Consider the following 24725-nt stretch of genomic DNA (forward strand, 5'->3'; position numbering starts at 1 on the left):
GACTGACACTGCGCATTCGCGAGCAAGCCCGCTCCCACATTCGACTGTGTCGTTTTATCGATCAAGGCGTCCTTCAGAGACAGATCACAAGCCATGACCAAACTCCCCAGCGCCATCAACCTGCACAAAGCCTCCAAGACCCTGACGCTCAAATACGCGCCGGACGAGGAATATCACCTGCCCGCCGAATTCCTCCGGGTGCACTCGCCGTCCGCCGAGGTCCAGGGCCACGGCAAACCGATCCTGCAATATGGAAAAATCGGCGTCGGCCTGACCAAGATCGAACCGGCCGGCCAGTACGCACTGAAATTGACCTTCGACGACGGCCACGACAGCGGACTGTTCACCTGGGACTACCTGTACCAGTTGGCGGTACGCCAGGAGGACCTGTGGAACGATTATCTTGCTGAACTCAAGGCGGCCGGAAAAACCCGCGACCCGAACGAGTCGGTCGTCAAGCTGATGCTCTAACTCAAGGGCTGGCGCTTTAGGGCGAATTTTCTAGACTCATCTGCTTGAATGCCCCCGCGGCAACGTCAATGACTGGCCTGCTTGCGAAAAAAATTAAACTCGGGTAACCAATGGAGCTGGCAAGTTCCCTGCAAAGGAATCGCCGAGTTCCTTGCACACGTTTCCTCATTGCCTCGATGCGGAATCAACGGTAACCCGAGCAGCGTACCTGGCATTGGCTATGGGCTTTCTGGCATGGCCCAGGTACTCGTCTGAAGGACAATGGAGCGTCGTAGATGAGCAACAAGAACAACGATGACCTGAAGTACCAGGCCTCGGAAAATACCCTGGGGTTGAATCCTGTCGTCGGCTTGCGCAGAAAAGATCTGCTGGCCTCTGCCCGAATGGTGCTGACCCAGGCCATCAAACAACCGCTGCACAGCGTCAAGCACGTCGCCCATTTCGGCGTCGAACTCAAGAACGTCCTGTTCGGCAGATCCGAGCTGCAACCTGCGGGCGATGACCGCCGCTTCAACGACCCAGCCTGGAGCCAGAACCCGCTCTATAAGCGCTATCTGCAAACCTATCTGGCGTGGCGCAAGGAGCTGCACGCCTGGATCGACGACAGCAGCCTCTCGCCCCAGGACATCAGTCGCGGTCATTTCGTGATCAACCTGATGACCGAAGCCATGGCCCCGACCAATTCGGCAGCCAACCCGGCGGCGGTCAAACGCTTTTTCGAAACCGGCGGCAAGAGCCTGCTGGATGGCCTGTCCCATCTGGCCAAGGACCTGGTGAACAACGGCGGGATGCCAAGTCAGGTCGACATGGGCGCCTTCGAAGTCGGCAAGAGCCTTGGCGTGACGGAAGGCGCCGTGGTGTTTCGCAATGACGTGCTGGAGTTGATCCAGTACCGGCCCATCACCGAACAGGTTCACGAGCGCCCGCTGCTGGTGGTGCCGCCGCAGATCAACAAGTTCTATGTCTTCGACCTGAGCCCGGACAAGAGCCTGGCGCGCTTCTGCCTGCGCAGCAATGTGCAGACGTTCATTGTCAGCTGGCGCAACCCCACCAAGGAGCAGCGCGAGTGGGGCCTGTCGACCTACATCGAAGCGCTCAAGGAAGCGGTGGACGTGGTCACGGCCATCACCGGCAGCAAGGATGTGAACATGCTCGGCGCCTGCTCGGGCGGCATTACCTGCACCGCACTGCTGGGCCATTACGCCGCCCTGGGCGAGAAGAAGGTCAATGCCCTGACCCTGCTGGTGAGCGTGCTCGACACCACCCTGGACACCGACGTAGCGCTGTTCGTCGACGAGCAGACCCTGGAGGCGGCCAAGCGTCACTCCTACCAGGCCGGCGTGCTTGAAGGTCGCGACATGGCCAAGGTCTTCGCCTGGATGCGCCCCAACGACCTGATCTGGAACTACTGGGTCAACAACTATCTGCTGGGCAACGAGCCGCCCGTGTTCGACATCCTGTTCTGGAACAACGACACCACCCGGCTACCGGCGGCGTTCCACGGCGACCTCATCGAGATGTTCAAGAACAACCCGCTGATCCGGCCCAATGCACTGGAAGTGTGCGGTACACCGATCGACCTCAAGCAGGTCACCGCCGACATCTTCTCCCTGGCCGGTACCAACGACCACATCACCCCCTGGAAGTCCTGCTACAAATCCGCGCAGCTGTTTGGTGGCAAGGTGGAGTTCGTATTGTCGAGCAGCGGTCACATCCAAAGTATTCTCAACCCGCCGGGCAACCCCAAGTCGCGCTACATGACCAGCGAGGACATGCCGGCCAAGGCCGAGGACTGGCAGGAGAATTCCACCAAGCACACCGATTCCTGGTGGTTGCATTGGCAGGCGTGGCAGGCAGAGCGCTCGGGCAAACTGAAAAAGGCCCCGACCATCCTGGGCAACAAGACCTATCCGGCGGGCGAAGCCGCGCCGGGCACGTATGTGCATGAGCGGTAACTGATGCAACTCGTCTGTTGCGGCCGTGAGGTTACTCACGAAAGCACGTCAACAGCCGACATTAATGCAAGGCCCACGCCGCTGGTGAACGCAAACTTGCGTTCACAGCAGATCCAATGTGGGAGCGAGCCCGCTCGCGATAGCGGTGCATCAGGCAACAGTGATGTTGAATGCAACGGCCTCATCGCGAGCAGGCTCGCTCCCACAGGGATCGGGGGAAAAATGAAAGACAGCGACCCAACCCACAGGGCTTGAAGCATGCCGCAACCGTACATCTTCCGTACCGTCGATCTGGATGGCCAGACCTTGCGCACCGCGGTACGTCCCGGCAAGCCTCATTTGACGCCCCTGCTGATTTTCAACGGCATCGGCGCCAACCTTGAGCTGGTGTTCCCGTTCATCGAGGCCCTGGACCCGGACCTGGAAGTCATCGCCTTTGACGTCCCCGGCGTCGGTGGCTCGTCGACGCCCAGCCGGCCGTATCGCTTTCCCGGCCTGGCAAAACTCACCGCGCGGATGCTCGATTACCTCGATTACGGGCAGGTCAACGTGATCGGCGTGTCCTGGGGCGGCGCCCTGGCCCAGCAATTTGCCCATGACTACCCGGAGCGCTGCAAGAAGCTGGTGCTGGCGGCCACCGCCGCCGGCGCGGTGATGGTGCCGGGCAAACCGAAAGTGCTGTGGATGATGGCAAGCCCCCGGCGCTACGTGCAGCCGTCCCATGTGATGCGCATCGCCCCGCTGATCTACGGTGGCTCGTTCCGCCGCGATCCCAGCCTGGCGGCCAGTCATGCGGCCAAGGTTCGTTCGGCCGGCAAACTGGGTTATTACTGGCAACTGTTCGCCGGCCTGGGCTGGACCAGCATCCACTGGCTGCACAAGATCCACCAGCCGACCCTGGTGCTGGCCGGTGACGACGATCCACTGATCCCGTTGATCAACATGCGCATGCTGGCCTGGCGCATCCCCAACGCCCAATTGCACATCATCGACGACGGTCATCTGTTCCTGATCACTCGGGCCGAGGCGGTGGCACCGATCATCATGAAGTTTCTGGAGGAAGAACGTCAGCGCGCGGTCATGCACCCGCACCCCGCTCCGCTGGGCGGCTGATACCGCCCAAAAGCGCCTGGCAGGACGCCGGAGCGCGCAGCAACCCGAAACAGCGACTATGTTGTCTGGTTCGGTGTGTTTGTTTTTAGCCTGATGACGAAGGAGTTGACTCATGCGCGACAAACCGGCGAAGGGTTCCATGCCCGCCCCTGCCAACTTCATCAACGCACAAAGTGCGGTCACCGGCCTGCGGGGCAGGGACCTGCTGTCCACCCTGCGCAGCGTCGCCGCACACGGCTTGCGCAATCCGGTGCACAGCGCCCGGCATGCGTTGAAACTGGGCAGCCAGTTGGGCCGCGTGCTGCTCGGGGAAACCCTGCACCCCACCAACCCCAACGACAAGCGCTTCGCCGATCCCACCTGGCAGCTCAATCCGTTCTATCGTCGTAGCCTGCAGGCCTACCTGAGCTGGCAGAAACAGATGAGGAGCTGGATCGACGAATGCGACATGAGTCCGGATGACCGTGCCCGGGCACACTTCGCTTTCGCCCTGCTCAACGACGCCGTATCGCCTTCCAATACCTTGCTCAACCCGCTGGCGGTCAAAGAGCTGTTCAACTCCGGCGGTACCAGCCTGCTTCGGGGCATCAGCCACCTGGTGGACGACCTGCTGCACAACGACGGGTTGCCGCGGCAAGTCACACCCCATGCCTTCGAGGTCGGCAAGACCCTGGCGACCACACCAGGCGCGGTGGTGTTTCGCAATGAAATGCTCGAGCTGATCCAGTACAAGTCCATGAGCGAAAAGCAATATGCCAAGCCGTTGCTGATCGTGCCGCCGCAGATCAACAAGTTCTACATCTTCGACCTGAGCCCCTCCAACAGCTTCGTCCAGTACGCCCTGAAAAACGGTTTGCAGGTGTTCATCATCAGTTGGCGCAACCCCGACGTGCGTCACCGCGAATGGGGCCTGTCCAGCTATGTCGAGGCGACGGAAGAAGCCATGAACGTCTGCCGGGCGATCACTGGCGCCCGTGAGGTCAACCTGATGGGGGCCTGCGCCGGCGGCATGACCATCGCGGCCCTGCAAGGCCATCTGCAAGCCAAGCGCCAACTGCGCCGGGTTGCCAGCGCCACGTACCTGGTGAGCCTGATGGACAGCCAGATAGACAGCCCCGCCACGCTGTTCACGGACGAACAAACCCTGGAAGCCGCCAAGCGCCGTTCCTACCAGAAAGGCATCCTTGATGGCCGCGACATGGCCCGGGTGTTTGCCTGGATGCGCCCCAACGACCTGATCTGGACTTACTTCATCAATAACTACCTGCTGGGCAAGGAGCCACCAGCGTTCGACATCCTCTACTGGAACAACGACTGCACCCGACTGCCGGCAGCTTTCCACGGCGACCTGCTGGACTTTTTCAAGCACAACCCCCTGACCCACCCCGGCGGCCTGGAAGTCTGCGGCACGCCGATCGACCTGCGCAAAGTGACGGTCGACAGCTTCAGCGTGGCGGGCATCAATGACCACATCACGCCATGGGATGCGGTTTATCGCTCCACGTTGCTGCTGGGGGGTGAACGACGCTTTGTGCTGTCCAACAGCGGCCACGTCCAGAGCATCCTCAACCCGCCGGGCAACCCCAAGGCCAATTACGTTGAAAACCCGAAACTGAGCAGCGACCCGCGAGCCTGGTATTACGACGCCAAGCACGTCGAGGGCAGTTGGTGGGCCCCGTGGCTGGGATGGGTCCAGGAACGCTCCGGCGCCCAACGCGAAACACAGATGACCCTGGGCAACGCAAACTACCCGCCCCTGGACGCGGCGCCGGGAACCTATGTGCGCGTGCGCTGAAGGTTCACGCCACGGCCAGGCTCTGGCCCGTGGCACGATTTCCATCACTAAGAAGACCGGATGAAAACCCGCGACCGCATTCTTGAATGCGCCCTGCAGTTGTTCAACGAAAAGGGCGAACCGAACGTTTCCACCATGGAGATCGCCAACGAAATGGGCATCAGCCCAGGCAACCTCTATTACCACTTTCATGGTAAGGAGCCCCTGATCCTCGGATTGTTCGAGCGCTTCCAGGGCGAACTGGCACCGCTGCTGGACCCACCGGCGGATGTACAATTGGCGCCGGAAGATTATTGGCTGTTCCTGCACCTGATCGTCGAACGCCTGGCCCAATACCGTTTTCTGTTTCAGGACCTGTCGAACCTGGCCGGACGCCTGCCGAAACTGGCCAAGGGCATCCGCCAGTTGCTCAATGCCCTGAAGCGAACCCTGGCGTCGTTGCTGGCGCAGCTCAAGGCCCAGGGGATGCTGGTCAGCGACACCCAGGCTTTGGGGCAACTGGTGGAACAGATCACCATGACACTGCTGTTTTCGCTGGACTATCAGCGCATCCTCGACCGCGAGGGTGAGGTTCGGCTGGTGGTCTATCAGATCATGATGCTGGTAGCGCCGCATCTGCCGCCGGCGGCAAAGGTTGCGACCGAGCAACTGGCGTTGCGCTATCTGGAAGAGCACGAATAACCACCTGTGGGAGCGGGCTTGCTCGCGAAAGCGGTGGATCAGCCGACATCAATAGTGAATGACCTACCGCTTTCGCGAGCAAGCCCGCTCCCACAATTGGATATGTGGTGCCTTGAAATACCGCTTGAACAAAAACGCCCGACCTTCTCAGGCCGGGCGTTTTTGCATGTCCTCCAAAATCAGGACTGGGTGGTAGACGTCGATGGAGCCGGCGCGGTGGTCGGCGTAGCGGCCGGAGTCGGAGCCGAAGCGGAGTTCGCGGGGCTCGTAGGGGTGGCCGGTTTGGCGGCAGCCGTTGGCGCCTTGGGTGCGGCAGCTTTTGGCGCGGCCGGTTTTTTCACGGCGGGCTTTTTCGCCGCAGCGGGTTTGCTCGCCGCTTTTGCCGCAGGCTTGGCAGCAGGTTTGGCCGCCGCGGTTTTAGCAGCGGGCTTGGCCGCTGCTTTGGTCGCTGGCTTGGCGGCTACCGGCTTGGCCGCTGCCTTGGTGGCAGGTTTGGCTGCTGCGGTTTTCGCCGCAGGTTTGGCCGCTGCTTTTGCCGCAGGCTTGGCGACGGTTTTCGCTGCGGCCTTGACCAATGGCTTGGCTGCCGCTTTGGTGGCGGGCTTGGCGGCGGCGGTTTTGGTCGCCACTGGCGTGACCTTGGCGCCAGTGAGTTTTTCGATCTGCTTGGTCAGGGTGTCGACCTTGCTGTGCAGCGCCTTGACTTCATTGCGGCTCGGCACGCCCAGGCGAGAGATCGCGCTGTTCAGGCGCTTGTCGAAAGCCCCTTCCAGTTCGTCCCATTTGCCCATCGCCCGATCTTTCACGCCGCCTATTCGCGACTTGGCGGACTCGGCAGAGTCCTTGGCGGCATCGACTTGTTTGCCAACCGCCGTCTTGGTGAGTTTTTCGGCCTTCTCGCCGTCCTTAACCAGGGACTCGAAGAGTTTGCTGCCGTCAGTGTCAATCTTCGAGTACACGCCTAAACCAGCAAGCCAGATTTTGCGGGAGTACTTTTCAATCTTCCCGGCCCACGAGCTGCCTTCTTTTTCGGTGTTCTTTTTGCCAGCCATCCCGTTCTCCTTAATGTTTACGCGCGACACGTTCAAGCAATGCCGTCAGCTCATCGAGCTTAGCAGAGAGTGCCTCAACGTCATGTTTAGACGGAATGCCGATACGATTCAAGGCACTTGCAACACGGGCGTCGAAGACCTTCTCGACTTTATCGAGTTGTACTTCAACCCGCGCCTTGAAAGTATTGACGTCCGACTTGGCTTCAATCAGTTCGCTGTTGGCCGCTTCAAGTTTCCCGGCAATGTTCTTTTTGCCTTTGGTTTCAATAACTTCACCGGCTTTTACCAACTCCTGGAAGTACTCGCTGCCTTCCTGGCCGACCTTGGTGTAGGCGCCCAGGCCCGCCAGCCAGATCTTGCGCGCGTACGTTTTCACGTCGCTGAGCGTGGAAGATTCAACGTCGGTTTTTTTCTTCAAAATAACTTTGGCCATGGTGCACCTCACTCGATAACAGGTTTGAGGAACTGCCCGTACACGGTCGGGCTCAGGCACAAAGTAGTGACAATAATTAGAAACGGCACCCTAACAACTGACATGAATCGGCGGTGCCTTGGGGAAAGATCGCAGCCTGCGGCAGCTCCTACATTGGAATGAGTACATCTGTAGGAGCTGCCGCAGGCTGCGATCTTTTTAAGTTCAGGCCAACGCCTTATCCAGCGCCTTTTCAATTTCCGTCTTGATCGTGCCGCTCATGGCCGACATCAACAGGCCCAGTTCCACATCGACGCGGATCGAGTCCTCGCCCACATGCACCTCGCCTTTGACCCCGGAGCGCTTGAGCTTCAGCGTGTCGCCCGACCACTGCGGCTCCAGGCCATAGCTGTCGGACAGTTTCTGCGCCAACTGGTCGGCTTTCGCGCGGGCCGCTTCCTTGCCCAGGCCGTGGGCACGCTCAACTGTTATACGGGCCATCTGATGACTCCTGTTTTATCGGGACTTGCCTGCACGTTTCTGACCCTGGCTGCGTCAAAACGTCCCGGCGGTCGCTCATCTTACCTTCAGGCTTGCCAAGACAAAGCCCTCCACCGGGATTAGAATGTCCCGCATTCTTTTTTGGTGACAGCGATATGACTGATCAGCGCAAAGGCAGCGATGCCGAACCCACCACCCACTTCGGCTTCAAGAACGTGCCGGAAAGCCAGAAGGCGGAAAAAGTCGCTGAGGTTTTCCACTCGGTAGCCGCCAAATATGACTTGATGAACGATCTGCTCTCGGGTGGCATGCACCGTCTGTGGAAGCGTTTCGCGATCGAACTGTCGGGTGTGCGCAGCGGCAATCGGGTGCTGGACATCGCCGGCGGCACGGGCGACCTGACGAAGAAGTTCTCCCACATTGTCGGGCCGACCGGTCAGGTGGTACTCGCCGACATCAACGAGTCCATGCTCAAAGTCGGTCGTGACCGCCTGCTGGACCTGGGTGTGGCCGGCAATGTCGAGTTCGTCCAGGCCGACGCCGAGAAGCTGCCCTTCCCTGACAACCATTTCGACTGCGTCACCATCGCCTTCGGCCTGCGCAACGTCACCCACAAGGAAGACGCCCTGCGCTCGATGCTACGCGTACTCAAGCCCGGCGGCCGCCTGCTGGTGCTGGAATTCTCCAAGCCGACCAACGCACTGATGTCCAAGGCCTACGACGCCTATTCGTTCGCCTTCATGCCGCTGATGGGCAAGCTGATCACCAACGACTCGGAAAGCTATCGCTACCTGGCCGAATCGATCCGCATGCACCCGGACCAGGAAACCCTGAAGTCGATGATGGTCGAAGCCGGCTTCGATCGCGTGACCTACCACAACATGACGTCGGGCATCGTCGCACTGCACCGCGGTATCAAGCCCTGATGCTGCTCACCGGCCTGCTCGCCAGCGTCGAACTCGGCGTCAATCGCGTCCTGCGCCTGGACAGTACGGCGCTTGCGCGTCTGGCGCACTTGAGCGGCAAGGTGATTGCCGTGGACTGCCGCAGCCCGGCGTTGCAGCTGTTCATCCTGCCCAGCGACGAAGGCCTGATGCTCGCCGCACACTGGGAAGCCGAGGCACACTGCACCCTGCGCGCCCCGGCATCGAGCCTGCTGAACCTGGCCCTGAGCAGGGACAAGACCGCCGTGTTGCACGGCCCTGACGTGGAACTCGACGGCGACAGCGGCGTACTGCTGGAACTGGCGGCGATTCTCCAGGACCTGGAGCTGGACTGGGAATATGAAGTGTCCCGCTGGCTCGGCCCGGTGGCCACCCAACTGCTCAGTGGCCATCTGCGCAGCCGCACTCGCTGGTATCGCCAGGGCTTCGCCAGCCTGGGGCAGAATCTGAGTGAATACCTGGCCGAGGAATCGCGTACGCTCGTAGGCCAACGCGAAGCCGAAGCCCGCTTTAAAGAACTGGACCAGATCAAACTTGACCTGGAACGTCTCGAGGCGCGTTTCGAGCGCCTTTCCCGCTCCCTTGAAACCAAGCGATAACGCATGAAGCTGCTTGCCGTCCGCCGTTTGTTGCGCATCCAGCGCGTCGTGATTCGTTACCGCCTCGATGACCTGCTGTTCGCCCTGCCGCTGCCCTGGTTTTTGCTGGCGCTACGCTTCGTGCTGCCGTGGCGCTGGTTTCCCCGGCGGACGCTGGACCTGAGTCGCGGTGCACGCCTGCGCCTGGCCTTGCAGGACCTGGGACCGATCTTCATCAAGTTCGGGCAGATCCTCTCGACCCGTCGCGATCTGCTGCCCGAAGACATCGCCGATGAATTGATGAAGCTTCAAGACCGCGTGCCGCCGTTCGATTCAAAGGTGTCGGTGGCCCTGATCGAAGAGCAACTGGGCAAGAAGATCAGCGAAGTGTTCAGCCGTTTCGACGTCGAGCCGTTGGCCTCGGCCTCCGTGGCCCAGGTTCACGCTGCGCAGCTCAAAAGCGGCGAAGAAGTGGTGGTGAAAGTTATCCGCCCGGGTCTCAAGCCGATCATTGCCCAGGACCTGGCGTGGCTGTTCATCCTCGCCCGGGCCGCCGAGCGGCTGTCGGCCGATGCGCGCCTGTTGCACCCGGTGGACGTGGTCCAGGACTACGAAAAAACCATCTATGACGAACTCGACCTGCTGCGCGAGGCTGCCAACGCCAGCCAACTGCGGCGTAACTTCGAAGGCTCGCCGCTGCTCTACGTGCCGCAAGTCTATTGGGACTGGTGTCGTCCGAAAGTGTTGGTGATGGAGCGCATCTACGGCATCCAGGTGACCGACCTGGAAACCCTGGCCGACCAGCGCACCGACATGAAACTGCTGGCCGAACGCGGCGTGGAAATTTTCTTCACCCAAGTGTTCCGCGACAGCTTCTTCCACGCCGACATGCACCCGGGCAACATCTTCGTCAGCACCGTGCAACCGTGGAGCCCGCAATACATTGCCATCGACTGCGGCATCGTCGGCAGCCTGACCCCTGAAGACCAAGACTACCTGGCCCGCAACCTGTTCGCCTTCTTCAAGCGCGACTACCGCCGCGTCGCGCAACTGCACATCGACTCTGGCTGGGTGCCGGCGGAGACCAAGCTCAACGAATTCGAAGCGGCGATCCGCACGGTATGCGAACCGATCTTCGAAAAACCGTTAAAAGATATTTCATTCGGCCAGGTGCTGATGCGCCTGTTCCAGACCGCGCGTCGCTTCAACATGGAGGTCCAGCCGCAGCTGGTACTGTTGCAGAAAACCTTGCTGAACATCGAAGGCCTCGGTCGCCAGTTGTACCCGGACCTGGACCTGTGGAACACCGCCCAGCCCTTCCTCGAACGCTGGATGCGCGAACGCGTGAGCCCCAAGACCCTGCTGGGCAACGTGCAGAGCCAGTTCGAGCAGATCCCGCACCTGGCCAACATGACCCGCGACCTGCTCGAACGCATGTCCCAACCTCACGCCCACGACCCCGCGCCACCGTGGAAGCAGCGCAAGGACGACTGGTTCCTGCGCCTGCTCGGCGCCGCTCACCTGGGGGGTGGTGCAGTGCTGGCGAGCGGGGGCCCGCTGAGCCAGCTGGGTCACTGGCCCGCCGGGGTCATGGTCATCGTTGGTTTGTATCTGGTCGTACGTCGATAGCAGGAATCAGCCACAAGCGATAAGCTGCAAGCCGCAAGTTCATGGGTTGAACCTATCAACGCAACACAACACAGAATTGCTTTTACTTGCAGCTTGAAGCTCAAAGCTTGCCGCTGCTCCAGGACCCAAGATGAAAAACTGGCAGGACGAGATCAAATGGGACGCGGACGGCCTGGTGCCGGCCATCGCCCAGGATCACAAGACCGGGCGCGTGCTGATGATGGCCTGGATGAACCGCGAAGCGCTGGCCCTGACCGCTGCCGAGAACCGCGCCATCTATTGGTCACGTTCCCGTGGCAAGCTGTGGCGCAAGGGTGAGGAGTCCGGGCACGTGCAGCATCTGCACGAGATGCGCCTGGACTGCGACGGCGACGTCATCATCCTGATGGTCGAGCAAGTCGGAGAGATTGCTTGCCACACTGGCCGTCAAAGCTGCTTTTATCGCGTCTTCGAGAACGGCGACTGGAAAACCGTCGACCCGGTGCTCAAGGACCCGCACGCCATTTATTCAGGACATTCCCATGAGTGACACCCTGACCCGCCTGGCCCAGGTGCTGGAAGAGCGCAAAGGCGCCGCGGCCGACAGCTCCTATGTCGCCAGCCTGTACCACAAGGGTTTGAACAAGATTCTGGAAAAGGTCGGTGAAGAGTCGGTCGAGACCATCATCGCCGCCAAGGACGCCGCCATCAGCGGCGACTGCAGTGACGTGATCTACGAGACCGCCGACCTGTGGTTCCATAGCCTGGTCATGCTTGCCCAACTGGGGCAGCACCCGCAGGCTGTATTGGATGAACTGGACCGTCGCTTCGGTCTGTCCGGGCACGTCGAGAAAGCCTCGCGTCCGTCCGCCTGATCAACTTACAAGAGGAATAGCCACATGGGTATTTTTGACTGGAAACACTGGGTCGTCATTCTGGTGGTCGTGGTACTGGTGTTCGGCACCAAGAAACTCAAGAACCTGGGCACTGACGTTGGCGAGTCGATCAAGGGCTTTCGCAAGGCCATGAACGACGACGAAAAACCGGCCGACCCGGCGGCAACGCCCGCTCAACCGGCGCAGCCGACCCAACCGGTACACCCACAGGCCACTCAACCTGTGAATGCTCCGCACACCATCGATGTGCAGGCACAGAAAGTCGAAGAGCCGACCCGCAAAGACTCGTGAGCACTGACTAATGTTTGGGATCAGCTTCACTGAACTGCTGCTCGTCGGCCTCGTTGCCCTGCTGGTGCTGGGCCCCGAGCGGTTGCCGGGCGCTGCGCGTACCGCCGGCCTTTGGGTCGGGCGACTCAAGCGCAGCTTCAATGCGATCAAACAGGAAGTTGAACGTGAAATCGGGGCCGACGATATTCGTCGGCAACTGCACAACGAACACATTCTGTCTTTGGAGCAGGAAGCGCGAAAAATCTTCACCCCGACCCAGCAGGAGCCGACACCGGTTCAGCCGGCGGTCGAGCCGACGATTGCCCCCCAGGCGCCAGTGGATGACACGCCCCCTGTGACATCCGAACCTGCAAAACCCGTGGAGCCCGCCCCGACAGTGGCAGCACCAGCCGTTCCTAACGACCCTACTTTGCCGCCGCGAGCCCCATGAGCGATATTCCTGAAAACGACCAGCCAATGCCGCTGGTATCGCACCTGACCGAGTTGCGCACGCGCCTGCTGCGTTGCGTGGCAGCGATTTTCGTCATCTTCGCCGGGCTGTTTGCCTTCACCCAACAGATTTACACCTTTGTTTCTACGCCGCTGCGCCAGTACCTGCCGGAAGGTGCGACGATGATCGCCACCGAGGTGTCGTCACCGTTCCTGACGCCGCTCAAGCTGACAATGATGGTCTCGTTGTTTCTGGCGATCCCGGTGATCCTGCACCAGATCTGGGGCTTCATCGCGCCAGGCCTGTACAAGCATGAAAAACGCATCGCCGTGCCGCTGCTGGTGTCCAGCATCGTGCTGTTCTACACCGGCATGGCTTTCGCTTACTTCTTCGTATTTCCGTTGATCTTCAAGTTCTTTGCCGCCGCCACTCCCGCGGGCGTGGAAATGATGACCGACATCGCCAGCTACCTGGATTTCGTCATGACGCTGTTCTTCGCCTTCGGCGTGGCGTTCGAGATCCCGGTGGCGGTGGTGCTGCTGGTGTGGATCGGCGTCGTCGACGTTGCCTACCTGAAGAAAATCCGCCCGTATGTGATCATCGGCTGCTTCGTGGTCGGCATGATCCTGACCCCACCGGACATCTTCTCCCAGACCCTGCTGGCCGTGCCGATGTGGCTGTTGTTTGAGGTCGGCATCCTGTTCGGCGGCCTGGTGCGCAAACGCCGGGAAGAAACAGACGATCAGCCGGTCGACGACCATAACGACCAGCCTCCAGCGACCCAAGCGTGAACCTGCTGCTGCTTGAAGAGGCCGACTTCATCGGGCCCGACCGCGTCGTGCTCAGCGATCGCCGCTTGACTCATATGCAGCAAGTGCACCGCAGCGCCGTCGGTGACAGCCTGCGGGTCGGGCGCATCGGCGGGCTGATGGGCACCGCTCAGGTGCTGCGCCTGGAAGCCCGCGAAGCCGAACTGCACGTGACACTCGACCAACCTGCACCGGCCAAGCTGCCGCTGACACTGGTGCTGGCTCTGCCTCGACCGAAGATGCTCCGGCGGGTGTTCCAGACCGTCGCCACCATGGGCGTGCCGCGCGTGGTGCTGGTCAACAGCTACCGCGTGGAAAAGAGCTTCTGGCAGACCCCGTTCCTGGAGCCCGAGGCCATTCGCGAACAACTGATCCTGGGGCTGGAGCAGGCGCGCGACAGCGTGCTGCCAGAGATCGTCATCGAAAAGCGCTTCAAGCCCTTCGTTGAAGACCGTCTCCCGGCCCTCGCGAAAGGCACCCTCGGCCTGGTCGGTCATCCTGGAAACCATCCTCCCTGCCCTCGAGTTCCGGAAGGCCCCGTAACCCTGGCCATTGGCCCGGAAGGCGGCTGGATTCCCTACGAGATCGACCTGCTGGCCAAGGCCGGGCTGCAACCGGTACAGCTGGGCGAACGTATCCTGCGCGTCGAAACCGCCGTCACCGTGCTGCTCGCACGGTTGTTCTGACCCCTGTGGCGAGGGGACTGTAGGAGCTGGCGAAGCCTTGGGCCGCGTTCGGACGATTTTTTGATTTTAATCGTTCGCTGGCGACTCAACGGTCCGGAACAAGATCGCAGCCTCGCTGCACTCGACAGCTCCTGCAGCCGAGCGGGAGCCTGCTCCCTCGCACGCTGACCACGCGACGGCTATTTTCTACAGATCCCTCCCAACCAGCCGATACAGCTCCCATAAAACCAATTCAATGCAGCAAGGGAGAAATCAGCATGTTCCGAATGCTTACCCAGAGTCTGGGAAACGTAAGCGTCAATCGCAAACTCGGCTTCGGCTTCGGTCTGGTGCTATTTCTAACCTTGATGATCGCTTTCACCGGCTGGAGCGGCCTGGGCAATGTGATCAGCCGCGGCGACAAGCTGGGCTACATTTCCAGCCTGAACGAATTGAGCAAGGACCTGCGCCTGGCGCGCCTGGACTACTACACCACGCGGGGCGAGAACGGTCCGCAGGAAGTCAACGATCTGCTCGCCAAACTCGAGGCGGGCCTGACTGCCGCCCGCCAGATGATCGAGCAACCAGCCGACGTGGCGCTGATCGACAAACAACTGGCCGCAGTGGCCGAGTACAAGAGCGCCTTCGCCGAGATGGCCAATGCCACCGTCAGCCGCGAAGATGCCCGCAGCAAACTCGGCGCCAGTGCCGACAATGCCGTGGCCCGCGTCGCCGAAGTTGAAAAAGCGATGCTGCAAAGCGAGGACATCGCTCAGTTCAACAACGTGGTTTCCCTGAGCAAGGCGATCCAGCAAGCGCGTTACCAGGTTCGTGGCTACACCTACAGCGGCAAGAGCGAAGCCCAGCAACCGGCTCTTGACGCCGTTACCGACGCCCTCAAACTGCTCGCTCGCCTGCCGGCCCAGTTGCCTGAGGAGCATTCCGCCAACCTGCAGCAGGCCAGCGATTCGATCAACGCCTACCGTGCCGCAGTCGGCCAGTTCCGCGACTCCCAGCTTGATACCGCCGCTGCGCTCAAGCGCATGACCGAGCAAGGCGAAGTATTGCTGGAGTCCAGCAAAAGCCTGACCGTGTCCCAGACCGCCGTGCGCGACCACGACGCCGCCAAGGCCAAGACAGTCCTGGTATCCGCTGCCGTGCTGGCCATGTTGTTCGGCGTGATCGCCGCATTGGTCATCACCCGGCAGATCGTCGGCCCACTGGACCAGACCCTCAAAGTCGCCGAGCGCGTTGCCGCGGGTGACCTGACCCACAACCTCACCTCCGAGCGGCGCGACGAACTGGGCCAGCTACAGCGCGCCATGCAGAGCATGACCGTGGGCCTGCGGCAATTGATCGGCGGCATCAGCGACGGCGTTACGCAAATCGCCAGCGCCGCCGAACAACTTTCGGCCGTGACCGAACAGACCAGCGCCGGGGTCAACAGCCAGAAAGTCGAAACCGACCAGGTTGCCACCGCCATGCACGAAATGACCGCCACCGTGCAGGAAGTGGCGCGCAATGCCGAGGAGGCTTCAGAAGCAGCCGTTGCGGCTGACCAGCAAGCTCGCGAAGGTGAAAAAGTCGTCGGTGAAGCCATCGCCCAGATCGAACGCCTGGCCCTCGAAGTGGGCAACTCTACCGCAGCGATGGGCGACCTCAAGCGTGAGAGCGACAAGATCGGCAGCGTGCTGGACGTGATCAAGTCCGTGGCCCAGCAAACCAACCTGCTGGCCCTCAACGCGGCCATCGAAGCGGCCCGTGCGGGCGAAGCCGGACGGGGTTTCGCGGTGGTGGCCGACGAGGTCCGCAGCCTGGCCCAGCGCACCCAGAAGTCCACCGAAGAAATCGAAGAACTGATCGTCGGCCTGCAGTCGGGCACCGAACAGGTCGCGACCATCATGGACAACAGCCGCAGTCTGACCGATAACAGCGTCGAACTGACCCGTCGCGCGGGTGGATCACTGGAAAACATCACCCGCACGGTCTCGGCCATTCAGTCGATGAACCAGCAGATCGCCGCTGCAGCCGAGCAACAGAGTGCCGTGGCCGAAGAGATCAACCGCAGCGTGCTGAATGTGCGCGATGTGTCGGAGCAGACGGCGTCGTCCAGTGAAGAGACGGCCGCTTCGAGTGCTGAGCTGGCGCGGTTGGGGGTTCATTTGCAGACGTTGGTGGGGCGGTTCCGGGTTTAACTTGGGGTATGACTCACCCACATGGGTTACAAATCAGTTCACGCACATAGGTAACAGTTTTTAACTGGCATGGTCGATTTCGCGAGGATCTGACCATGCCCTGGAGAGAGCTGAAACCTATGGACCTTAAAGTGATGTTCATCGCTGATTACCTGTCCAAAAAGCACAGCCCCAGATCAACGTCCACCGCGAGGCGGCCTGATAGCCAACCTGGTTCTTGATGGGGACCGCGTTCCTCCTGTGGGAGCGGGCTTGCTCGCGAAGGCGTTGTCACCGTCGATACAGATGTTGGAGATCACGGCTTCATCGCGAGCAAGCCCGCTCCCACGGTTGGATCGGGGTACAACCGGAAGAGGCAGGTCGGCTATCAGGCCGCCTCGCGGTGGACGTTGATCTCGGCGCCCCGTTAACCACGCTGGCCGAACGCAGGTATTGCGCAGTGGGCATCCCGGCATGGATGCCGGGATAGCCGCGCTGGGCCATGGCCTATTCCTACATGCCGTCATCCCAAGGCTACGGAGCCTTGCACCATTGCCTACAACTACGCCAGAATCCGCCGGCTTGTGCGCCTTGGCCCTGGGTTCTAATGTTTGCGGGTCGCTGTCAGTTCAGCGATCGGGTTTAGCAGCTCGGCACAATATCAAGGCACGCAGGTCCGCTCTATGGCGGCTGTGCGTGGGGCACTTCGGTGCGCCGGGTTCCTTGATTCCTGGTCTGCTAACCCGCGTACTGCCGCCACCCTTTTCGTTTAGCAGCGATGTCTGGCGGCTCCATCAATCAAGGAGCGTCAACCATGTACAAGGTCACACCCAACCCGCCAGAACCAGAAACCGATCCCAAGAAACTTCAAGAAGCCACTGATCGCACGCTCGATTACTACCTAAAACCCAAACAAATCACACCCAAAGACAAACAGCCACCAAGCCAGCTATTCACCGTCGTCGACGGCATCGACACCGAAAGCCTTTTGGCCAATCTCAGCGAAAACCTGGCATCAGCCGACGCCATGATCAGCGACCTTGCGTTCGACCTGAAAGGCTCACGGCGCCATGTTGCCCTTGGCATTCTGCAACTGATCGAGCTGAGTGGCATATTGGCAAACCGAGCCTTGGACAACGTCAATACACAATCCTGACCTTGCCACGGACTGTGTTCAAAAACTCAAATTGCACCCAACAAAAAGCCCCGCTTCCTTCCAGAAGCGGGGCTTTTTGTGTATCAGGCCAGTTGAGGCTGTACGCTTATGGGCTGAAGCGGCAGCAGCGGCGCATGAGGATCGGCCTTGACCGATTCGCGCCACGCCGCCAGCCATTCGGCATGTCCCTCGCTCCAGACCTGCTCATGCAGGCGGGACAAGGCCACCGGATCGCTCAGCAGCGCCAGTCGCTCGCTGTTGTTCAGACCCGCCGGACCAACCTTGAGGGCGTGACGAACACGTTCGATTCGCAGCCATTCGATCGGCTCGGCCTGGCCGTGACGCGATGTGGCCAGTGCAAAGGCCAGGGCGTTCTGTTGCGGATCGACCACCGCGCGGATGAAACCGTCGTTCAACGCATGCCAACGGTTTTCATGGGTGTACTGGTCGGTCGACAGCAGTTCCTGTGGCGGTGCGTATTCCTCAGGGATCAGGAACAGGCTTTCATCGCGAGACTTCAAACCCAGGCCCACACGGCTGGAGATCACCGACACCGGAATCGACAGCATCAGCGAACCGACGATCGGCACCAGCCACCACAAAAAGCTCGGGTTCAGCCAGATCACCAGCAAGGCCCAAAAGAAGCCCAGCAAGGTTTGCGGGCCGTGGCGCTTGACGGCTTCGCTCCAGGGCGTGGAGTCGTCGTCACGTTTGGGCGAGTTCCAGGTAGCGGCCCAACCCAGGAAGGCGGCGAGCACGAAGCGCGTGTGGAAAATCATCCGCACCGGCGCCAGCAGCATGGAGAACAGCATCTCCAGCAGCATCGACATCGTTACCTTGAACTTGCCACCGAACTCTTTCGCGCCTTTGGCCCAGATCAGGATGATGCTCAGCAGCTTGGGCAGGAACAGCAACACGATGGTGGTGGAGAACAGCGCGATGGCTTTTTCCGGATGCCACTGCGGCCACAACGGATACAACTGGCGTGGCTCGAGGAAGTATTGCGGCTCCATCAGCGTGTTCACCGCCAGCAACGCGGTGGATAGCACCAGGAAGAAGAACCACAGCGGTGCCGACAGGTAGGACATCACGCCGGTCAGGAATACCGCGCGGTGCACCGGGTGCATGCCCTTGACCAGGAACAGCCGGAAGTTCATCAGGTTACCGTGGCACCAGCGGCGGTCACGCTTGAGCTCGTCCAACAGGTTCGGCGGCAACTCTTCGTAGCTGCCCGGCAAGTCGTAGGCAATCCAGACGCCCCAGCCGGCCCGGCGCATCAGCGCGGCTTCAACGAAGTCGTGGGACAGGATGGCACCGGCGAACGCCCCTTTACCGGGCAACGGCGCCAGGGCGCAGTGCTCGATGAACGGCTTCATGCGGATGATTGCGTTGTGGCCCCAGTAATGGGATTCCCCCAATTGCCAGAAGTGCAGGCCGGCGGTGAACAGCGGACCGTACACCCGGGTAGCGAACTGCTGCATGCGCGCATACAGCGTGTCCATGCCCGAGGCGCGTGGCGCGGTCTGGATGATGCCGGCATCCGGCGTGGCTTCCATCAGGCGCACCAGGCTGGTCAGGCACTCGCCGCTCATGACGCTGTCGGCGTCGAGCACGACCATGTACTTGTAGTCACTGCCCCAGCGACGGCAGAAGTCGTCGAGGTTACCGCTCTTGCGTTTTACACGACGGCGACGACGACGATAGAAAATCTTGCCGAAGCCTGAGGCCTCACGGCAGACATCCAGCCAGGCCTGTTGCTCGGCGACGCAGATATCGGTTTCGTTACTGTCGCTGAGTACGAAGAAGTCGAAACGATCCAGGTCCCCGGTGGCCGCCACCGACTCGAACGTGGCGCGCAAACCGGCGAACACGCGCGGCACGTCCTCGTTGCAGATCGGCATCACCAACGCGGTGCGGGCGTCCTTGGGAATCGGCTCGTTGCCGGCACTTGCACCGGAGATGCGGTACTTGTCGTGCCCGGTGAGCAGCTCGAGAAACCCCATCAGCGCCGTCCAGAAACCGGCCGATACCCAGCAGAACAGGATCCCGAACAGAATCAGGATGCTGGTCTGCAATGCATAAGGCAGTACCTGGGTGGCGGTCTGCAACAGCGGCTGGTGCAGGACTTCGTCCAGGTCCACCAACGACCAGCCCTGGTACGGCATGATGCCCTTCATGTACCAGCCGGCGACGATGGTCTGGCCGAGCATCAATATCAGCAGGATATAGCGACGGATCGAACCCACGGTGCGCCAGCGAGCGTGCGGCAAAACGCGCTCATCCTTGGGCGGCTTTGGCGGGTTGGTGCGACCTGTCAGACGACGCCAGGCGCGCACCAGGATATTGGTGCGCCACGGCTCCGGAACAACCTTGGTCCGACGAATCGGCGGCGTGGCTTTGAGGCAGACACGCCCGCTGGCGTCGAGCGCCAGCATTTCGGCGTCTTCGAGTTCTTCGGCAGTGCTCAGGGTCAGCCGACGGCCCACCGAGGCTTGCGCCGCCTCGGTGGGTGCATCGAAGGTCGACGACGACAAGCGCTCGTGCAACTGGCTGAAGGACTTGCAGCCTGCCAACTCGGCACGCTGCGCGTCGGTCATCGGTAAATGGGCCAGGTACTCGCTGAGTGTCTCTGGCTGTACTGGAGTATTACTCATCGGCTGGCAACTGATAGCTCCAGGTCTCGGTCAGGACTTGTTCAGTCGGCTCCGGTTCCTGCGGGGTTGGGGTCGACTCAGCGGCAGTGGACGCGTTATCGGCCTTGGTTTCTTTTTCCTGCTCTTTTTCTTTGGCGGTTTCTTTATCGCTCTGCTGCCTGGCGACCTTGTCAGCCTTGGCAAGGGTCGTGGTTACCGCATGGGACGCCGCCGGCGCTTCAACCGGAACCAGCGGACGCACCAGCGCGGCGCGCATTTCAGTGGACTGTTTCGGGTCTTTGATCTTCAGTCGCAGGGTCAGGCGCCAGCCCTTGGTTTCAGGGTTGTAGCGCACATTATTCTCGACGATCTCACCGTTTTCACCGACGCTCACCTGACTACGCACTTCGGCGTCTTCCGGCAGGGCTTGCAGGGAAGGACCTTCGAAATCCACCAGATAAGCCACGCTGCCGTCCGGCTGACGGATCAGGTTGGACTGCTTCACGTCACCGGTCGAACGCAGGGTCTGCTTGACCCAGGCGCTGTCCGGCGAATGCAGGTTGGCTTCGTCGAGGGTCCAGTGCAGACGGTAGGCGAAGTCCAGCGGCTGTCCCGGCTCAGGCAGTTTTTCCGGGCTCCAGAACGCCACGATGTTGTCGTTGGTTTCGTCAGCGGTCGGAATTTCAACCAGGTCGACGGAGCCCTTGCCCCAATCGCCTTTCGGTTCGATCCAGGCACTTGGACGCTTGTCGTAGCGGTCATCGAGGTCTTCGTAGTGGCTGAAGTCACGACCGCGCTGCAGCAGGCCGAAACCACGCGGGTTTTCCACCGAGAAGTTGCTTACGGCCAGGTGTTTCGGGTTGTTCAACGGGCGCCAGATCCACTCGCCGTTGCCGGCATGGATCGACAGGCCGCTGGAGTCGTGCAGCTCTCGACGATAGTTCAGGATCTTGGACGGCTGGTTGGCGCCGAACAGGAACATGCTGGTCAACGGAGCAATGCCCAGCTTGGTGACGCGATCTCGCAGGAACACGCGCGACTTCACGTCGACGACGGTGTCGGTGCCCGGACGCAGGATCATGCGATAGGCGCCGGTAGCCCGTGGCGAATCCAGCAGGGCGAAGATCACCAGATGCTTATCGGTCGGCCTCGGACGCTGGATCCAGAACTCGCGAAAGCGCGGAAACTCTTCCCCGGACGGCAGTGCGGTGTCGATGGCCAGGCCACGGGCGGACAAGCCATAAACCTGACCCTTGCCGATGACGCGGAAATAACTCGCGCCCAGCATGGTCATGATTTCGTCTTGCTTGTCGGCCTTGTTGATCGGGTACAGCACACGGAAACCCGCGTAGCCCAGTTTCTCAGTGGATTTTGGATCGAACTGGACGTCGCCGAAATCGAAGCGCGTCGGGTCGTACTTGATCTCATCGACGGTGGTCGCAGTGATCTCGTTGATCTTCACCGGTGTGTCGAAATGCATGCCTTGGTGATAGAAGGACAGCCTGAACGGCGTCTTCTGGTCGGCCCACTCGGCTTTTTCGGTGCGGAAACGGATTTTTTGATAGTCGGCGAATTTCATTTCGCGGAATTCGTTCGGCAGATTGCTGCGCGGGGCTTCGAATTTTTGCCCGGCCAGTTCTTGAGCTTTCGCCGATACATCATCCAGGCTGAATGCCCACAGTTGGCCCGCGCCGAACAGACACAGCAGGGCCGAGCCCGCTACCAGAGCGTTTCTAAACCGTTTGGCAGTCATTTTTGGTGCATTACAGGGACTAACAATCACGAGCAACCCTCGCCGAAAACAGATCAAAAAACCAACGGCCAGATAAAGTATCTGCACGGTAACGGCATTGAAAAACCGCACCTGCAGGCCACTCTTGCCAAGTTGGCGAGCATTGTTCCGACTCCGATGGGACAAAATGATTCCCCAAACGGCCCAGGACAAGTCTCTACCTAAGTCAAATGGACCAGCGAACGCTGGTCCCCCGTAGCGCGCGATTATCTAGTAGCCCGCGTGACAACGCATCAGGGGTAACAAAGTATTTATCGAGAAAACTCCCTGTTTTGCCTCGAAACAGAACCGAAAAGATGTTTCAAACGCTTTCAGACCTGTAACAGGAAGGTTACCGGGCCGTCGTTGACCAGATGCACCTGCATGTCGGCGCCGAATCTACCTGATGCCACAGTGCCATGCACCTGTTTCGCCTGACGGACCAGATAGTTGAATAATGTTTCGCCCAAAGCCGGCGGCGCGGCGCTGGAAAAGCTTGGGCGCAAGCCACTTTGGGTGTCCGCCGCCAGCGTGAATTGCGACACCAGCAACAGCCCGCCACCGACATCCATCAGGGACAGGTTCATTTTGCCTTCGGTGTCGCTGAACACCCGATAGTTCAACAATTTGTGCAGCAATTTGTCGGCGCTGGCCTGGGTGTCGTCGGGCTCGATGGCCACCAGGACCAGCAAGCCCTGATCCACGGCCCCAACGACCTCTCCCGCGACCTCGACGCGAGCGCCGCGAACCCGTTGCAACAACCCCTTCATGCTTCTTCGGGCGGCAGGTCAAGCAGGCGCCGGGCCATTTGTGCGGCGGCGCGCACCAGCGCGTCGGTGATGCCCGGCTCCGAGGCGGCGTGACCGGCATCGCGAATAACCTGCAGCTCGCTGTTGGGCCAGTTCTGGTGCAGCTCCCAGGCATTGTCCAGCGGGCAGATCACGTCGTAGCGACCATGCACGATGACGCCCGGCAGATGGGCGATCTTGCCCATGTCGCGGATCAACTGGTTGGGCTCGAGGAAAGCATTGTTGGTGAAGTAGTGGCATTCGATCCGGGCAATCGACAACGCACGCTGCGGCTCGGAGAAGCGATCAACCACCAGCGGGTTCGGGCGCAGGGTCGCGGTGCGGCCCTCCCAGGTGGACCAGGCCTTGGCCGCGTGCATCTGGGCGATCTGGTCATTGCCCGTCAGGCGTTTGTGGAAGGCGCCGAGCAGGTCATCGCGTTCGTCCAGAGGGATCGGCGCGATGTAGTCCTGCCAGTAATCGGGGAACAGGCGACTGGCGCCGGCCTGGTAGAACCACTCGATTTCCTGCGGACGGCAGAGAAAGATCCCACGCAGAATCAGACCGTGTACCCGCTCGGGATGAGTCTGGGCGTAAGCCAAGGCCAGGGTCGAGCCCCAGGAGCCGCCAAACAGCACCCATTTTTCGATGCCCAGATGTTTGCGGATGCGCTCCAGGTCTTCGACCAGGTCCCAGGTGGTGTTGTTTTCAAGGCTGGCATGAGGGGTGGAGCGGCCACAGCCGCGCTGGTCGAAGGTGACGATGCGGTACAGGTTCGGATCGAAGTAGCGGCGGCTCTGCGCATCGCAACCGGCGCCCGGGCCACCGTGAATGAACACCACCGGCAGGCCTTCCGGGGAACCGCTTTCATCGACATAGAGCGTGTGGGTGTCATCGACAGCCAGATCGTGCCGGGCATGAGGTTTGATCTGCGGGTACAAAGTCTGCATTGCGCGCTCCGTAAGGGGTCGAGTCATCCCTGGGGGGACTTCTATTTAATCTGCCGTCCGGCATCATAAACCCGAATTACCCGAATGAGCATGTCCCCTGCGCAGTCAAAGCGTGTCAGCCACATACGCCAGCAGTGTGCGATACATCTGATCGACCTCCGGCACCAGCCCTCGGCCCCGCAGGCAACCATGGACCAGGCCCTCGCCGACATACAAGGAAGAGCTCACCCCGGCGATGTTCAGCCGCTCGCTATAAAGGACACCGTCGTCGCGCAACGGGTCCCATTGCGCCACGACGACCAGCGCTGGCGGCAGGCCGCCCAGGTCATCGGCGAGCAACGGCATGGCGTAGCAGGAGGGTTGCACGCCACCCAGGTAGAGCGCGCGGTACTCATCCAGGTCGCGGCTGCTCAACAGCGGCGCGTCGGCACATTCATGGCGTGAAGGCAGGTGCGCGCAGCCACCGAGGGCCGGGTAAATCAGTACCTGCGCCCGTGGCAGCGCTTGCCCGGCATCGCGCAAGGCCAGGCATACCGCGGCGGCAAGGTTGCCTCCGGCGCTGTCACCGACCACCATTCGACGGCGAGGGTCGATGACGAAAGGAGCGACCGCCAGATGGCGCCACACGGCGATGCAATCTTGGAAACCGGCCGGGAACGGATGCTCCGGCGCCAGCCGATAATCCACCGCCAGCACCAGCACGCCGAGGGTCGCGGCCAGTTCCATGCAGATGAAGTCGTGGGAGTCCAGATCGCCCACTACCCAGCCACCACCGTGCAGATAAAGGATGCATGGCCAGCCTTCGGACGGCGGCGCGCTTCGGGGGCAATAAGCCCGCACGGCCACGCCGGCCAGCTCGAAATCCTTGACTGCCAGCGCTTCCGGGCACGGCGGGGTGAACGCCTGGCACATTTGGCTGTAGGCCTGGCGCTGGCTGGAGAGGCTGGTGTCCGGGCTGTTGAAGCTCAGGGTTTTGTCGATGAAGGCGGACATTGCCTTGGAGAGTGGATAAGCCATGGTAGGTGACAACCAAATATATCCTTGGGTGGTGC

Annotated in this window: 23 protein-coding genes and 2 pseudogenes; 17 read left to right on the top strand and 8 right to left on the bottom strand. The window is 60.9% G+C overall.

Translation table 11 applies throughout. The features are described from left to right. Nucleotides 1–93 precede the first annotated feature (93 nt). The 5 genes from AAIS01_RS11110 to AAIS01_RS11130 all read left to right on the top strand — a co-directional run bounded on the left by AAIS01_RS11110 (nucleotide 94) and on the right by AAIS01_RS11130 (nucleotide 6015). Complete coding sequence (locus AAIS01_RS11110; RefSeq protein ID WP_343468999.1) at nucleotides 94–471, top strand: gamma-butyrobetaine hydroxylase family protein; 378 nt, start codon at nucleotides 94–96, stop codon at nucleotides 469–471. Nucleotides 472–746: 275 nt separating this feature from the next. Continuing rightward, nucleotides 747–2426 carry a class II poly(R)-hydroxyalkanoic acid synthase gene (phaC, locus tag AAIS01_RS11115; protein WP_343469000.1) on the top strand — a complete coding sequence of 560 codons (1680 nt, stop codon included), beginning with the start codon at nucleotides 747–749 and terminating at the stop codon, nucleotides 2424–2426. A 258-nt stretch (nucleotides 2427–2684) separates the two neighbouring features. Continuing rightward, nucleotides 2685–3539 carry a poly(3-hydroxyalkanoate) depolymerase gene (phaZ, locus tag AAIS01_RS11120; RefSeq protein WP_343469001.1) on the top strand — a complete coding sequence of 285 codons (855 nt, stop codon included), beginning with the start codon at nucleotides 2685–2687 and terminating at the stop codon, nucleotides 3537–3539. A gap of 112 nt (nucleotides 3540–3651) precedes the next feature. Beyond that, complete coding sequence (phaC, locus tag AAIS01_RS11125; protein ID WP_343469002.1) at nucleotides 3652–5334, top strand: class II poly(R)-hydroxyalkanoic acid synthase; 1683 nt, start codon at nucleotides 3652–3654, stop codon at nucleotides 5332–5334. Nucleotides 5335–5394: 60 nt separating this feature from the next. Then, nucleotides 5395–6015 (top strand): TetR/AcrR family transcriptional regulator, encoded by a 621-nt coding sequence (locus AAIS01_RS11130; protein ID WP_343469004.1) that lies wholly within the window; start codon nucleotides 5395–5397, stop codon nucleotides 6013–6015. A 179-nt stretch (nucleotides 6016–6194) separates the two neighbouring features. Here the strand turns inward: AAIS01_RS11130 and AAIS01_RS11135 are convergent, their stop codons facing one another. The 3 genes from AAIS01_RS11135 to AAIS01_RS11145 all read right to left on the bottom strand — a co-directional run bounded on the left by AAIS01_RS11135 (nucleotide 6195) and on the right by AAIS01_RS11145 (nucleotide 7980). Next, on the bottom strand, nucleotides 6195–7067 hold the full coding sequence (locus AAIS01_RS11135; RefSeq protein WP_343469005.1) for a phasin family protein: 873 nt from the start codon (nucleotides 7065–7067) through the stop codon (nucleotides 6195–6197). Nucleotides 7068–7077: 10 nt separating this feature from the next. Continuing rightward, nucleotides 7078–7500, bottom strand: coding sequence for a phasin family protein (locus tag AAIS01_RS11140; protein WP_343469006.1), 423 nt, complete (start codon nucleotides 7498–7500; stop codon nucleotides 7078–7080). Nucleotides 7501–7704: 204 nt separating this feature from the next. Continuing rightward, entirely contained in the window at nucleotides 7705–7980 is a 276-nt protein-coding gene (locus tag AAIS01_RS11145) for a polyhydroxyalkanoic acid system family protein (RefSeq protein WP_092395494.1), read from the bottom strand. Between the two features lie 155 nt (nucleotides 7981–8135). Between AAIS01_RS11145 and ubiE the strand changes: the two genes are divergently transcribed. The 12 genes and pseudogenes from ubiE to AAIS01_RS11205 all read left to right on the top strand — a co-directional run bounded on the left by ubiE (nucleotide 8136) and on the right by AAIS01_RS11205 (nucleotide 17531). After that, the gene (gene ubiE / locus AAIS01_RS11150) at nucleotides 8136–8906 is read left to right on the top strand and encodes a bifunctional demethylmenaquinone methyltransferase/2-methoxy-6-polyprenyl-1,4-benzoquinol methylase UbiE (protein ID WP_047225985.1); all 771 of its coding nucleotides are present in this window, start codon (nucleotides 8136–8138) and stop codon (nucleotides 8904–8906) included. Continuing rightward, nucleotides 8906–9530, top strand: a pseudogene (locus AAIS01_RS11155) (ubiquinone biosynthesis accessory factor UbiJ). The gene ubiE and the pseudogene AAIS01_RS11155 overlap by 1 nt, the downstream one beginning before the upstream one ends. Further along, nucleotides 9527–11131 (top strand): ubiquinone biosynthesis regulatory protein kinase UbiB, encoded by a 1605-nt coding sequence (gene ubiB, locus AAIS01_RS11160; protein ID WP_343469008.1) that lies wholly within the window; start codon nucleotides 9527–9529, stop codon nucleotides 11129–11131. The pseudogene AAIS01_RS11155 and the gene ubiB overlap by 4 nt, the downstream one beginning before the upstream one ends. A gap of 130 nt (nucleotides 11132–11261) precedes the next feature. Then, the gene (gene hisI / locus AAIS01_RS11165) at nucleotides 11262–11660 is read left to right on the top strand and encodes a phosphoribosyl-AMP cyclohydrolase (protein WP_003186669.1); all 399 of its coding nucleotides are present in this window, start codon (nucleotides 11262–11264) and stop codon (nucleotides 11658–11660) included. Further along, nucleotides 11653–11985 (top strand): phosphoribosyl-ATP diphosphatase, encoded by a 333-nt coding sequence (locus AAIS01_RS11170; RefSeq protein WP_003186671.1) that lies wholly within the window; start codon nucleotides 11653–11655, stop codon nucleotides 11983–11985. The genes hisI and AAIS01_RS11170 overlap by 8 nt, the downstream gene beginning before the upstream one ends. 24 nt (nucleotides 11986–12009) lie before the next feature. Beyond that, entirely contained in the window at nucleotides 12010–12297 is a 288-nt protein-coding gene (locus AAIS01_RS11175) for a twin-arginine translocase TatA/TatE family subunit (protein ID WP_256229419.1), read from the top strand. 10 nt (nucleotides 12298–12307) lie between these two features. Next, nucleotides 12308–12727, top strand: a complete 420-nt coding sequence (tatB, locus tag AAIS01_RS11180) for a Sec-independent protein translocase protein TatB (RefSeq protein WP_343469009.1) — start codon at nucleotides 12308–12310, stop codon at nucleotides 12725–12727. Beyond that, nucleotides 12724–13518 (top strand): twin-arginine translocase subunit TatC, encoded by a 795-nt coding sequence (tatC, locus tag AAIS01_RS11185; RefSeq protein ID WP_343469011.1) that lies wholly within the window; start codon nucleotides 12724–12726, stop codon nucleotides 13516–13518. The genes tatB and tatC overlap by 4 nt, the downstream gene beginning before the upstream one ends. Beyond that, nucleotides 13515–14222, top strand: coding sequence for a 16S rRNA (uracil(1498)-N(3))-methyltransferase (locus AAIS01_RS11190; protein ID WP_343469012.1), 708 nt, complete (start codon nucleotides 13515–13517; stop codon nucleotides 14220–14222). Before tatC ends, AAIS01_RS11190 begins: the two co-directional genes overlap by 4 nt. 266 nt (nucleotides 14223–14488) lie before the next feature. Next, a complete protein-coding gene (locus tag AAIS01_RS11195) occupies nucleotides 14489–16396 on the top strand; it encodes a methyl-accepting chemotaxis protein (RefSeq protein WP_431191921.1) in 1908 nt (635 codons plus the stop codon). 95 nt (nucleotides 16397–16491) lie between these two features. Beyond that, a pseudogene (locus AAIS01_RS11200) lies at nucleotides 16492–16554 on the top strand (helix-turn-helix domain-containing protein); the annotation flags it as partial. A 635-nt stretch (nucleotides 16555–17189) separates the two neighbouring features. Next, complete coding sequence (locus AAIS01_RS11205; RefSeq protein ID WP_343469015.1) at nucleotides 17190–17531, top strand: DUF6124 family protein; 342 nt, start codon at nucleotides 17190–17192, stop codon at nucleotides 17529–17531. Nucleotides 17532–17614: 83 nt separating this feature from the next. Here AAIS01_RS11205 and mdoH read toward each other — a convergent pair whose 3' ends face one another. The 5 genes from mdoH to AAIS01_RS11230 all read right to left on the bottom strand — a co-directional run bounded on the left by mdoH (nucleotide 17615) and on the right by AAIS01_RS11230 (nucleotide 24690). Continuing rightward, nucleotides 17615–20185 carry a glucans biosynthesis glucosyltransferase MdoH gene (gene mdoH, locus AAIS01_RS11210; RefSeq protein WP_343469017.1) on the bottom strand — a complete coding sequence of 857 codons (2571 nt, stop codon included), beginning with the start codon at nucleotides 20183–20185 and terminating at the stop codon, nucleotides 17615–17617. After that, nucleotides 20178–21917 carry a glucan biosynthesis protein G gene (locus tag AAIS01_RS11215; protein ID WP_343469018.1) on the bottom strand — a complete coding sequence of 580 codons (1740 nt, stop codon included), beginning with the start codon at nucleotides 21915–21917 and terminating at the stop codon, nucleotides 20178–20180. The genes mdoH and AAIS01_RS11215 overlap by 8 nt, the downstream gene beginning before the upstream one ends. Before the next feature lie 350 nt (nucleotides 21918–22267). Further along, nucleotides 22268–22705: a D-aminoacyl-tRNA deacylase gene (gene dtd / locus AAIS01_RS11220; RefSeq protein WP_343469019.1), complete on the bottom strand. Its 438-nt coding sequence runs from the start codon at nucleotides 22703–22705 to the stop codon at nucleotides 22268–22270. Next, the gene (pip, locus tag AAIS01_RS11225) at nucleotides 22702–23673 is read right to left on the bottom strand and encodes a prolyl aminopeptidase (protein ID WP_092401505.1); all 972 of its coding nucleotides are present in this window, start codon (nucleotides 23671–23673) and stop codon (nucleotides 22702–22704) included. Before pip ends, dtd begins: the two co-directional genes overlap by 4 nt. A 105-nt stretch (nucleotides 23674–23778) precedes the next feature. After that, on the bottom strand, nucleotides 23779–24690 hold the full coding sequence (locus AAIS01_RS11230) for an alpha/beta hydrolase (RefSeq protein ID WP_343469020.1): 912 nt from the start codon (nucleotides 24688–24690) through the stop codon (nucleotides 23779–23781). Nucleotides 24691–24725 lie beyond the last annotated feature (35 nt).

It is taken from the genome of Pseudomonas halotolerans (assembly GCF_039581215.1).
GTDB lineage: Bacteria > Pseudomonadota > Gammaproteobacteria > Pseudomonadales > Pseudomonadaceae > Aquipseudomonas > Aquipseudomonas tehranensis.

Bases quoted from the DNA above. Each gene is read 5' to 3' on its own strand.
- ubiB (WP_343469008.1), top strand. From the start codon at position 9,527: ATGAAGCTGCTTGCCGTCCGCCGTTTGTTGCGCATCCAGCGCGTCGTG.
- AAIS01_RS11230 (WP_343469020.1), bottom strand. From the start codon at position 24,690: ATGGCTTATCCACTCTCCAAGGCAATGTCCGCCTTCATCGACAAAACC.
- mdoH (WP_343469017.1), bottom strand. From the start codon at position 20,185: ATGAGTAATACTCCAGTACAGCCAGAGACACTCAGCGAGTACCTGGCC.
- AAIS01_RS11135 (WP_343469005.1), bottom strand. From the start codon at position 7,067: ATGGCTGGCAAAAAGAACACCGAAAAAGAAGGCAGCTCGTGGGCCGGG.
- dtd (WP_343469019.1), bottom strand. From the start codon at position 22,705: ATGAAGGGGTTGTTGCAACGGGTTCGCGGCGCTCGCGTCGAGGTCGCG.
- AAIS01_RS11195 (WP_431191921.1), top strand. From the start codon at position 14,489: ATGCTTACCCAGAGTCTGGGAAACGTAAGCGTCAATCGCAAACTCGGC.
- tatC (WP_343469011.1), top strand. From the start codon at position 12,724: ATGAGCGATATTCCTGAAAACGACCAGCCAATGCCGCTGGTATCGCAC.
- AAIS01_RS11145 (WP_092395494.1), bottom strand. From the start codon at position 7,980: ATGGCCCGTATAACAGTTGAGCGTGCCCACGGCCTGGGCAAGGAAGCG.
- AAIS01_RS11215 (WP_343469018.1), bottom strand. From the start codon at position 21,917: ATGACTGCCAAACGGTTTAGAAACGCTCTGGTAGCGGGCTCGGCCCTG.
- AAIS01_RS11130 (WP_343469004.1), top strand. From the start codon at position 5,395: ATGAAAACCCGCGACCGCATTCTTGAATGCGCCCTGCAGTTGTTCAAC.
- phaC (WP_343469002.1), top strand. From the start codon at position 3,652: ATGCGCGACAAACCGGCGAAGGGTTCCATGCCCGCCCCTGCCAACTTC.
- phaC (WP_343469000.1), top strand. From the start codon at position 747: ATGAGCAACAAGAACAACGATGACCTGAAGTACCAGGCCTCGGAAAAT.
- pip (WP_092401505.1), bottom strand. From the start codon at position 23,673: ATGCAGACTTTGTACCCGCAGATCAAACCTCATGCCCGGCACGATCTG.
- tatB (WP_343469009.1), top strand. From the start codon at position 12,308: ATGTTTGGGATCAGCTTCACTGAACTGCTGCTCGTCGGCCTCGTTGCC.
- AAIS01_RS11175 (WP_256229419.1), top strand. From the start codon at position 12,010: ATGGGTATTTTTGACTGGAAACACTGGGTCGTCATTCTGGTGGTCGTG.
- AAIS01_RS11205 (WP_343469015.1), top strand. From the start codon at position 17,190: ATGTACAAGGTCACACCCAACCCGCCAGAACCAGAAACCGATCCCAAG.
- phaZ (WP_343469001.1), top strand. From the start codon at position 2,685: ATGCCGCAACCGTACATCTTCCGTACCGTCGATCTGGATGGCCAGACC.
- AAIS01_RS11110 (WP_343468999.1), top strand. From the start codon at position 94: ATGACCAAACTCCCCAGCGCCATCAACCTGCACAAAGCCTCCAAGACC.
- ubiE (WP_047225985.1), top strand. From the start codon at position 8,136: ATGACTGATCAGCGCAAAGGCAGCGATGCCGAACCCACCACCCACTTC.
- hisI (WP_003186669.1), top strand. From the start codon at position 11,262: ATGAAAAACTGGCAGGACGAGATCAAATGGGACGCGGACGGCCTGGTG.
- AAIS01_RS11170 (WP_003186671.1), top strand. From the start codon at position 11,653: ATGAGTGACACCCTGACCCGCCTGGCCCAGGTGCTGGAAGAGCGCAAA.
- AAIS01_RS11140 (WP_343469006.1), bottom strand. From the start codon at position 7,500: ATGGCCAAAGTTATTTTGAAGAAAAAAACCGACGTTGAATCTTCCACG.